A 9,353-nucleotide genomic window follows, 5' to 3' on the forward strand; every position below is an offset into this window, starting at 1 on the left:
TTTTTATTGCGCGGACAAATCAGTCCGGCTTGCCATCAACTACACCAGCGGTGTTGTCGATCAGGCTTTTAGTCGCCGTCTGAATGAACGACTCAAGTTTCTGCTTCAGTGCCGCCTCATCTTCCGACGCCGGAATCACTTCGCCTTTAGGGTTTGCACCCAGCTCGTAGCGATAGAGTTTCGGTGGCATCTCCTTGGGCAGAACCAGCACGCGGTCGGCGGTAAGCAAAGCCACGGTCTGATCGCTGCCGGACGGCTTGATCACGCCGAAGCCCTTGTCGCCTTCCGGCAGATTGAGCAAGTCGCGGCCCCAGCACTGATGCACGACTTCACCACCGATGCGACCCATGATGGTCGGCACGATGTCGATCTGGGTGCCCACTGTGTGGTCAAGCTGGCCGAATTTCTCTTGCATCCCCGGAGCAATCATCAACATTGGCACGTTGAAACGGCCAAGGTCCATTTGAGTGATCTGCTGCTCGTTGCCGAAACCATGATCACCCACGACCACGAACAGGGTTTCCTTGAAATACGGCTCCTTGCGCGCCTTCTCGAAGAACTGACCCAGTGCCCAGTCGGAGTAGCGCATGGCGGTCAGGTGTTCGTTGAGACTGCCACGGTCGGTCACGCGTTCGACCGGCAACGGCGTCGGCAGTGCGTATGGCGTGTGGTTGGACAAGGTTTGCAGCAAGGCATAGAACGGCTTCTTGTCCTTGCCGTCGCGAGCCTTCAACTCCTCCAGACCACGGTTGAACATGTCCTGATCGGATACGCCCCACGTCGGGTCGGAGAACACCGGGTTGACGAAATCGTTACGCCCGATGAAGTTGGTCATGCCTTGGTTACTGAAGAAACCCGACTGATTGTCCCAGGCGAAATCGCCGTTGTAGACATACACGTCATCGTAGTCGCGAGCGCTGAGCAGTTGCGGCAGCCCGGACAGTTTGTGGCTGCCTTCCGGGGTCTGCATCAGGTATTCGAAACCGGGCAGGTTCGGGAAGCACGCCATGGTGGCGAACATACCCTGGTGCGTGTGGGTGCCGTTGGAGAAGAAGCGGTCGAACAGCAGGCCTTCTTTCGACAATTGATCGAAGTACGGCGTGATGTTGCCTGGGCGTCCCAGAATGCCGACCGAATGACCGGCGAAGCTTTCCATCAGGATCACGACGACGTTCTTGATCGGCAGGGTCTTGTCGGCATCCGGCGTGTAGTTACGGCGCACGGCGGCGGTTTCGGCATCGACCAGTTTTTCTTGCGGCAGCAGCAGCATGTCGCGCACAACTTTCTGCGCCTGCTCTTGCGGTATTGAGGCTTTCCAGATGTTGTCGCGATCCTCGCCCATGCGGGACTTGGCGGCAGCGATCAGCGACAGCGTGCCGTTGAGGCCGAGCTGGTTGGCGAAGTTGGAATCGGTGGTGTACACGTCGCCCCAGCGCATCGGCGGGCCTTGACGCAGGGTGCCGCGAGCAGCGACCACGCAGATCAGCAGGCAAACCACGAACACCGCCAGACGGGTGTACCACGGCGCTACCTGACGGGAGCTGACAGTGCCACCGCTGAAAGGCCCGCGCGGACGCGTGGCGCGGTCGGCGCCTTTGAACGCCAGCGTCAGAATCACCGTGCCGATGGCCCACGCCAACAGATAGCGCACCACTGGGAAACCGTACCAGAGCATGCTCATCACGGTTTTCGGGTCTTCCTTCACGTACTGGAACACCAGACCGTTGAGGCGCTGGTGAAACTCACGGTAGAAGTCCATCTCCATCAGGCCGAGGAACAGCGCGATGCTCGATGCAACGGTCAGCCACAGCCGGAAGAAGCCGCGCGCCGCCATGGCCCGGGCACTGAACAGCGCCAGCACCAGCGGGATGCTCAGGTAAACCACCAGGCGCAAGTCGAAACGCAAGCCATTGGCGAACGCTTCAAGGAAAGTCGCAGCCGGGGTGTCGAGGATCATCTCGCGGTTGTAGACCAGCAGCGCGAGGCGCAGCACGGAAAACATCACCATCATGACCAGCGCACAAAGCAGCGTGTAGGCCAGATGCGATTTGACGGTCGGTTGCAGCAGGCGACTGGAAGATCGCTGCTGATTCAGGGCGTCCGGGTTTGCCATGTCGTTTTAGGACCCATTGGAAGTTGAAGTTGCAAAAATACAGCGGCGCCAGGCCCTCTATTGGTCATTCCAGACCCCGGGGCGTGCGCAGTGCGCAAATGTTGCACGATCATCGGCACCATTGCCATTGATTACTGCCCTGTCGCCAGACGCTTCCATTTGAAGCATCGACCACGGGACAGCGTGGAAACAGCGCGGGCGGATTGTCTTGAACGCGTTGTGAAAATTTCGTTCAACGCATATCTGGAAACACAATATAAACCGCGAAACAAAACGCCCCGAATCACTCGGGGCGTTTCACTGGCATCGGGAATTACTTCTCGGCGCGCTCTTTCAAGGCTTTAAGGGTGTTGAAAGGAGCATCGACGACGAACTTGTTGGCGACCATCGCCGGGACGCTGCCGCCTGGCTCGGTGTGCACTTGATAGGTCACTTCAACCTGATCACCCTTAGGCACGAACTTCCAGAACCCCTTGACCTGGGCCACGCGGACAAAGCCTTTCTCTTGCGGAATGTACTTCGGCACACCTTCAAGGTTGCGAGTCAGGCTGCCATCGGCGCCTTCAACGGTGGTGATACGCAGTACCGAATCACGCGGGGTCACTGGCCACGGCGTATTGAACTGACTGTAAGTCCAGCTCTGATCGCCTTCGTGCTTGAGCATTTTCTGGGTCTTGCATTCGTGAATCCAGGCGCAGGCGCCAGAGACGTCTTCCTGCAATGCACGCAGTTTCGCCACGGTGGTCTTCATCAAGGCAACGCCCTGAAAGGACTTGTAGTCCGAACCTGGCACTTCGCTCAGGGAAACCTTGATGCCGTCTTCGTTCTTGGCGACCTTCCACTCTTCCGCCTGAGCCAGCGACGTGGCCAGCACGGCCGTTAAACCACACAACACAGCGATACGATGCAGCGAACCCATAGTCTTATTCCTTATTGTTGAAGTTCCGTTCGTTTGACACATCACGCCGCCGTCATCTGCTCCCACCAGCCGATCAAACGGATCGCTTCTTCCTGGCTGCTGCCACAGACCTCGACATCGGCACTGAAGCCGGAACACACAGCCGGGCGCTCTGGGCGGCCGAAGATGCTGCACAGGTTTTCGACCGAGAGTTGCACGCAACGTTCGCCAGCAGGTTTGCCATCAGGCATGCCGGGGATCGCCGAACTGATGGAGGGGGCAATGCAGCAGGCGCCACAGCCTTCACGGCATTTCATGACGAACAAAACCTCACGACGGGCGATGTGTAAAAGGGACGCGGAACAGAGTAACCGCTAAAACGGCTGTTTAAAATTCCTTGCACCGGGGTTTTTGCGGATAAGTGAATATGACTGACCAGTCTCCGACAAAGCGTCTGCTCCGCGGGTCACAGCTCCAATGGATTTACTGTTTGAATTCAAAATCCAGGGCTGCGCCTTCGACTTCATGGCGGTCTTCATTGCGCAGTTGCAGCTGCATTTCGTTGCTGAGCAAACGGCCATTAAGCTGGAATCCGCTGTTCTTCTCGCCAAACATCTGCGGCAGGATCGGTTCGCGCTTGGGTAAAATGACCGTGCCAGGCGGTTTCAATTCTTCCACCATGTCCTTGGGCAAGCTCAAGTCGATTCTGGCTGACGGCAGTTTGGTCTTCGCCACTTCGCTGGCAGATTTCGACTTGGATGCCACTGGCGCACGCTTCTTCACCGGCGCGGCTTTCTTTTGTTGCGCTTTAGCCGGCGTGGTTTTTTTGCTCGCTTGCGGTTTCTTCTCGGTCGCCGAAGCTGCAGGTTTTTCCTGAGCCGCAGCCGCCATGACACTCGGCGAATGACTGATCATCAGCAAGCAAACGACAACCCCGGCGGCAGTAAAAAACGCTTTCATGGACCCAACGACACTAACGGCAGAGGGCCATATGCTCGCTTGTTGGACGCCACAAGACAAGCATGTCCGGCCGTTCGTTCAGAAACCAATCGCCGTTTCCTGGCACAGTTGGGTCGCCAACATGCCAAGTGTCATCAACGCCCGCTCCGCTTCGCGGTTCCATGGAATGCCGCAGTTCAGGCGAATACAGTGGTTGAATTGCTCGGTATTACTGAAGATCAGCCCAGGTGCGATGCTGATGCCCTGCTGCAAGGCGCGCACGTGCAATTCCTGAGTATTGACCCGCCCCGGCAGACTCACCCAGAGGATGAAACCGCCCGTGGGCCGGCTCATTTGCGTGCCTTCAGGGAAGTGCTGCTGCACCGCCAACTGGAAGGCACTTAGGTTTTTTCGGTACTCCTGGCGGATGTACCGTAAATGCCGGTCATAACCGCCGTTTTCCAGATAGGCAGCAATCGCCATTTGCGTCACGCTGCACGCCGAATGGGTGCTGAAGGTCTGCAAGCGCTGGAGTTCCTGCTGGTACTTGCCGGCAATCATCCAGCCGATCCGCACACCGGGCGACAAGGTCTTGGAGAAACTCGAGCAATAGATCACTCGATCCAGTCGGTCATACGCCTTGAGGGCCTTGGTGCGGCCCTGTTCAAACATCAACTCGCCATAGATGTCGTCTTCGACGATCTGGATATCGAAATCCGAGGCCAGACGCAGCAGTTGTTTCTGCCGCTCTTCCGGCATGGTGCCACCCAGCGGGTTGCTCAGGCGCGTGGTCAGCACCAACGCTTTGATCGACCACTGGTTGGCGGCCAATTGCAGCGCTTCGAGACTCATGCCAGTAGCGGGATCGCTGGGGATCTCGATGACTTTCAGGCCCAGCAGGTCGGCCAGTTGCAGCAGTCCGTAATAGGTCGGCGACTCGGCGGCGATCAGATCGCCCGGACGGGTCAGCACGCGCAACGACATCTGCAACGCATCGACACAACCGTGGGTGATCACCACTTCGGACGGGTCGACCACCACACCGGCGTCGCGCATGCGGATTGCCACCTGCCGGCGCAGCGGTTCGAAGCCGGGGCTGAACATGTAGCTGAACGCCCGCGGACTGTGGAAACGGGTGACTTTGGCCAGTTGCTGATGCAGCGCGCGTACTGGTAAATAATCCACGCTTGGTACGGCGGCGCCCAACGGGAAGACGCCTTCGCGGCGCGACTCGACCAGAACCTGCTGAATGATGCTGCTGCGGGTGACCAACCCAGGCCGTTCGACCCGGGCGATGTCCGGCGTCGGTGCCGTCAGGGCCGGCGTCTGGTGCACGTAATAACCGGATTGCGGCCGAGCGCGAATCAGGCCTTGGTCTTCGAGATTGGCGTAAGCCTGCAACACCGTCGCATGGCTGACGTTGAGCTGCGAACTCATCTTGCGTACCGAAGGCACGCGCTCCCCCGGTTGATAGACACCACGGCGGATGTCTTCGGCCAGTTGCTGAGCAATACGTTGGTAAAGCAAGAGATTGGTCATGACGCAGCACTCGATTTCACGGGCATTTTATTCTTGTGTGAAACAATACCGGAACAGTTTAGAAGTGTACTGGGACAGTTGCCACCTTAGTAGACCATACAGTGCAGTGTCTGCCACAACTGTACTGATTTGCGAGCTATTCGACAGACGTAAAAAAGCCCGGCGCTGCATGACAGCCCGGGCTTTCCAGAGACGCAGCCCTCAGCGGGCGGCGCCGAGCTGGCCTTTGTCGTCAGAGAACACAATTTCCACACGACGGTTCTGTGCTCGCCCACGCTCGGAAGCGTTGGCGTCCACCGGGTATTCGTCACCGTAGCCTTCGACCTGAATGCGTTTGTCGTCGATACCCAGATCCATCAGCACGTCGGCCACCGACTGCGCGCGGTCGCGGGAGAGTTTGAGGTTTTCCTGTTTGCCGCCGGTGCTGTCGGCGTAGCCCTCGATGCGCACCACGCGTTTCGGGTTCAATTGCAGGAACTGCACGATCTTCAGTACAACGCGGTTGGCCGAGTTTTTCAGCTCCGCTTCACCGGTGTCGAACAGCACGTCACCCAGGGTCATCACCAGACCGCGGTCGGTCTGCGTGGTGGCCAGCGCGACAATCTGCTCTTCAAGCCACTTGCCCTGCTGCTGCACACTCAGCAGTTTCGATTCACGCAGGGCCAGCTGCAGGCGCTGACGATCCAGTTCGAGTTTGGCTGCACGCTCTTCGTTGAGCACCTGATTGGTGTGCTCACGGGCAATCGCGCTGTAGCGCTGGCTCAGGTAGGAATAATGCACCACGTCCGAACCGCTGCCCCAGTAAGTCGAGAGACGATCGGCGCGAGCCAGGGATTCACCGGCGCGGATCACGTCTTTGGGCGCGATGCGCAGCACGTTGGAATCTTCCTTGACCTTCTGAAAGTCGGCGCCGGCCTCTTGCAACGCGGACTCACTGTGCTGACCGGCGCAGCCGAACAGGCTCGCGCAACCGACAAGGATCAGACCGCCGAGGACTTTGGATTTGAGGCTCATTGGGCATCTCCCAGTTGCTTGCGCAGACGGACGATGCGGGTGTTAAGCACGTTCAACTGTTCTTGGCTTTTCTGGGTCAGCACTTTGGCTTCTGCCAGACGCGCGTCGAGTTCGGCCTGTTCGGAACGCATGCGCGCGTTGCGGAAGGACTCGTCTGTCATGTTGCCTTTGGCCCGGTTGTACTTGGTTTCGGCCAGTTTCATTTCCGGCATGTCTTCGGCAGTGGCACCGACGGCCTTGGCCTGGGCGATGGCCTGCTCGGTCAAACGCATTTGTTCGATGGGTGCCGGATCGGTCGCGCAACCGGCCATGGCCAGTACGGCCACAGCCGCGAAAAGAGGTCGAATACTCACTAAGAATCCCTACTGTTTTGGGGCACTGACAGGTTTTTGCGGCTGTTGCTGCTGCGCCTTCCAGCGCTCGATATTGCGTTGCAGCGCGGCTTCCGTCAGTCCGGACGCCGGCAATTCTGTCATCTTTTTGGCCAGCTGTCCGCGCAACCACGGATCGTTGCACGCCGAGTTATGGGAAACCGCGAGGAACAGACCCGGCCTGTCGATGGGTTGCTCGAACGCCACCAGGTCATCGGCCATGCCTAACGCCTGCGCGGCGGCCATGCCCGAGTAGCGTCCGGCAAGTACATATTCCACTTCACCCAGCAGAAGTTTCTGAAAGGCCTGGGTGAGGTTTGCTGTCCGGGTAAGGGTCAATTGCTGATCGGCGAAAGTGCCGAATGCCTGGGTCATTCGAGACTTTTCCGACACGCCACCGGTATGACCATGCAAGTCGCCGGCTTCACTGTAGATCAGCGTCGAGCCTTTGCGCGTCCACACCAGATAGTCGTTTTCCAGCAGCGGCGGATGGATGTAGTCGAGATTTTCCAGCTCATTGAGCGTCAGCGGCGCGTCGACCAGCATGTCCATGCGCCCACTGCGCACTTCGTCGAGGGCCTGCGAGCGTTTGCCGGCGTAAAGCAACTCGACTTTGATGCCCAAGTCCTTGGCCACTTGCTGCAACAGGTCTGCGCTGGCACCGATCAATTGCTTGGGGTTTTGTGGGTCCTGCCACAGATACGGCGGAGCATCGGGGCTACCGGTGACGATCAGGCGCTCGCACTTGCCCGCAGCCGAGGCCAATCCTGGCAACAGCGCCAATCCCAACAACAATCCGCAGCGCAGATCCATGGCGAAACGCTCCCACTCAAATCCGAGACAAAAAAAAGCCCGACCAAAAGGCCGGGCTCTTTATAGTTTAAGCCGCTGGATTAGACCAGCTTCTCGAACTCTGGGATTGCTTCGAACAGATCCGCCACCAGACCGTAATCGGCCACCTGGAAGATCGGCGCTTCTTCGTCCTTGTTGATCGCAACGATCACTTTGGAGTCTTTCATGCCGGCCAGGTGCTGGATCGCGCCGGAGATACCGACGGCGATGTACAGCTGTGGCGCAACGATTTTGCCGGTCTGACCGACCTGCATATCGTTCGGTACGAAACCTGCGTCGACTGCGGCGCGCGAGGCACCCACAGCAGCGCCCAGCTTGTCGGCCAGCGCGTACAGGTGTTTGAAGTTGTCGCCGTTCTGCATGCCGCGGCCGCCGGAAACGACGATCTTGGCAGCGGTCAGCTCAGGACGATCGGACTTGGCCAGCTCTTCGCCAACGAAGCTCGAAGTGCCCGCATCGTGAGCAGCGCCAACCGCCTCAACAGCAGCCGAACCGCCTTCAGCAGCAACCGGATCGAAACCGGTGGCACGCACGGTGATCACTTTGATCGCAGCCGTCGATTGCACGGTAGCGATAGCGTTACCGGCATAGATCGGACGCTTGAAGGTGTCAGCGCTTTCTACCGAGATAATCTCGGAGATCTGGTCAACGTCCAACTGCGCAGCAACGCGCGGCAGGATATTTTTGCCGTTGGAAGTGGCAGCTGCCAGGATGTGGCTGTAGCCAGCGCCCAACTCTGCAACCAGAGGAGCAACGTTTTCCGGCAGCTGATGCGCGTAAGCCGCGTTGTCAGCGTTCAGGACTTTGCTCACACCCGCGATTTTCGCAGCGGCTTCAGCCACGGCGCCAGCGCCCTGACCTGCAACCAGAACGTGGATGTCGCCGCCGATTTTGACAGCAGCAGCCACGGTGTTCAGCGTGGCCGGAGCCAGCACTTTGTTGTCGTGTTCGGCGATTACCAAGATAGTCATGATTAGATTACCTTCGCTTCGTTTTTCAGTTTCTAGACCAGTTCAGCCACCGACTTGACCTTGATGCCAGCGCTGCGTGCAGCCGGCGCTTCGACTTTCAGGGTCTTGTTGGTGGAGGCGGTGGAAACGCCCAAAGCGTCCGGAGTCAGCACTTCGAGAGGCTTCTTCTTGGCTTTCATGATGTTTGGCAGGGACGCGTAGCGCGGCTCGTTCAAACGCAGGTCGGTGGTGACGATGGCCGGCAGTTTCAGCGAAACAGTCTGCGCGCCGCCGTCGATTTCGCGAGTCACGGCAACGCTGTCGCCGGAAACTTCGACTTTCGAGGCGAACGTGCCCTGACCGTAGCCGCTCAATGCAGCGAGCATCTGGCCGGTCTGGTTGTTGTCGCTGTCGATGGCTTGTTTGCCAAGGATCACCAACTGAGGCTGTTCCTTGTCGACCACAGCCTTGAGCAGCTTGGCCACGGCGAGCGAGGTCAGATCTTCAGCGGATTCGACGAGGATGGCACGGTCGGCACCCAGAGCCAGTGCGGTACGCAGCTGCTCCTGAGCGGTGGTCGGGCCGATGGAGACGACGACGATTTCAGTCGCAACACCTTTCTCTTTCAGGCGTACGGCTTCTTCCACTGCGATTTCGCAGAACGGGTTCATCGACAT

At 58.6% G+C, this 9,353-nt stretch carries 10 protein-coding genes; all 10 read right to left on the reverse strand.

Annotated elements, in window-relative coordinates; translation table 11 throughout:
• Positions 1 to 19 precede the first annotated feature (19 nt).
• The gene (locus tag ACIQVE_RS19645) at positions 20 to 2,113 is read right to left on the reverse strand and encodes an LTA synthase family protein (RefSeq protein WP_402811149.1); all 2,094 of its coding nucleotides are present in this window, start codon (positions 2,111 to 2,113) and stop codon (positions 20 to 22) included.
• Positions 2,114 to 2,426: 313 nt separating this feature from the next.
• A complete protein-coding gene (locus ACIQVE_RS19650) occupies positions 2,427 to 3,032 on the reverse strand; it encodes an START domain-containing protein (RefSeq protein WP_402811150.1) in 606 nt (201 codons plus the stop codon).
• Positions 3,033 to 3,073: 41 nt separating this feature from the next.
• On the reverse strand, positions 3,074 to 3,328 hold the full coding sequence (locus tag ACIQVE_RS19655; RefSeq protein ID WP_402811152.1) for a YkgJ family cysteine cluster protein: 255 nt from the start codon (positions 3,326 to 3,328) through the stop codon (positions 3,074 to 3,076).
• 166 nt (positions 3,329 to 3,494) lie between these two features.
• Positions 3,495 to 3,971 carry a translation initiation factor 2 gene (locus ACIQVE_RS19660; protein ID WP_402811154.1) on the reverse strand — a complete coding sequence of 159 codons (477 nt, stop codon included), beginning with the start codon at positions 3,969 to 3,971 and terminating at the stop codon, positions 3,495 to 3,497.
• Positions 3,972 to 4,049: 78 nt separating this feature from the next.
• Complete coding sequence (locus tag ACIQVE_RS19665; RefSeq protein ID WP_402811156.1) at positions 4,050 to 5,489, reverse strand: PLP-dependent aminotransferase family protein; 1,440 nt, start codon at positions 5,487 to 5,489, stop codon at positions 4,050 to 4,052.
• Positions 5,490 to 5,690: 201 nt separating this feature from the next.
• The gene (locus ACIQVE_RS19670; protein ID WP_402811157.1) at positions 5,691 to 6,503 is read right to left on the reverse strand and encodes an OmpA family protein; all 813 of its coding nucleotides are present in this window, start codon (positions 6,501 to 6,503) and stop codon (positions 5,691 to 5,693) included.
• Positions 6,500 to 6,856 (reverse strand): DUF4398 domain-containing protein, encoded by a 357-nt coding sequence (locus tag ACIQVE_RS19675; RefSeq protein ID WP_402811159.1) that lies wholly within the window; start codon positions 6,854 to 6,856, stop codon positions 6,500 to 6,502. The genes ACIQVE_RS19670 and ACIQVE_RS19675 overlap by 4 nt, the downstream gene beginning before the upstream one ends.
• 9 nt (positions 6,857 to 6,865) lie before the next feature.
• Positions 6,866 to 7,687, reverse strand: a complete 822-nt coding sequence (locus tag ACIQVE_RS19680; RefSeq protein WP_402811160.1) for a substrate-binding periplasmic protein — start codon at positions 7,685 to 7,687, stop codon at positions 6,866 to 6,868.
• A gap of 80 nt (positions 7,688 to 7,767) precedes the next feature.
• The gene (locus ACIQVE_RS19685; RefSeq protein WP_402811162.1) at positions 7,768 to 8,697 is read right to left on the reverse strand and encodes an electron transfer flavoprotein subunit alpha/FixB family protein; all 930 of its coding nucleotides are present in this window, start codon (positions 8,695 to 8,697) and stop codon (positions 7,768 to 7,770) included.
• A gap of 32 nt (positions 8,698 to 8,729) precedes the next feature.
• Positions 8,730 to 9,353: electron transfer flavoprotein subunit beta/FixA family protein (locus ACIQVE_RS19690; RefSeq protein ID WP_402811164.1), on the reverse strand; the 624-nt coding region annotated here is incomplete at its 5' end.

Origin of the sequence: Pseudomonas sp. NPDC098747 (assembly GCF_044760045.1) — a bacterium.
Taxonomy (GTDB): Bacteria; Pseudomonadota; Gammaproteobacteria; order Pseudomonadales; family Pseudomonadaceae; genus Aquipseudomonas.

Bases quoted from the DNA above. Each gene is read 5' to 3' on its own strand.
- ACIQVE_RS19650 (WP_402811150.1), bottom strand. From the start codon at position 3,032: ATGGGTTCGCTGCATCGTATCGCTGTGTTGTGTGGTTTAACGGCCGTG.
- ACIQVE_RS19665 (WP_402811156.1), bottom strand. From the start codon at position 5,489: ATGACCAATCTCTTGCTTTACCAACGTATTGCTCAGCAACTGGCCGAA.
- ACIQVE_RS19645 (WP_402811149.1), bottom strand. From the start codon at position 2,113: ATGGCAAACCCGGACGCCCTGAATCAGCAGCGATCTTCCAGTCGCCTG.
- ACIQVE_RS19680 (WP_402811160.1), bottom strand. From the start codon at position 7,687: ATGGATCTGCGCTGCGGATTGTTGTTGGGATTGGCGCTGTTGCCAGGA.
- ACIQVE_RS19655 (WP_402811152.1), bottom strand. From the start codon at position 3,328: ATGAAATGCCGTGAAGGCTGTGGCGCCTGCTGCATTGCCCCCTCCATC.
- ACIQVE_RS19670 (WP_402811157.1), bottom strand. From the start codon at position 6,503: ATGAGCCTCAAATCCAAAGTCCTCGGCGGTCTGATCCTTGTCGGTTGC.
- ACIQVE_RS19660 (WP_402811154.1), bottom strand. From the start codon at position 3,971: ATGAAAGCGTTTTTTACTGCCGCCGGGGTTGTCGTTTGCTTGCTGATG.
- ACIQVE_RS19685 (WP_402811162.1), bottom strand. From the start codon at position 8,697: ATGACTATCTTGGTAATCGCCGAACACGACAACAAAGTGCTGGCTCCG.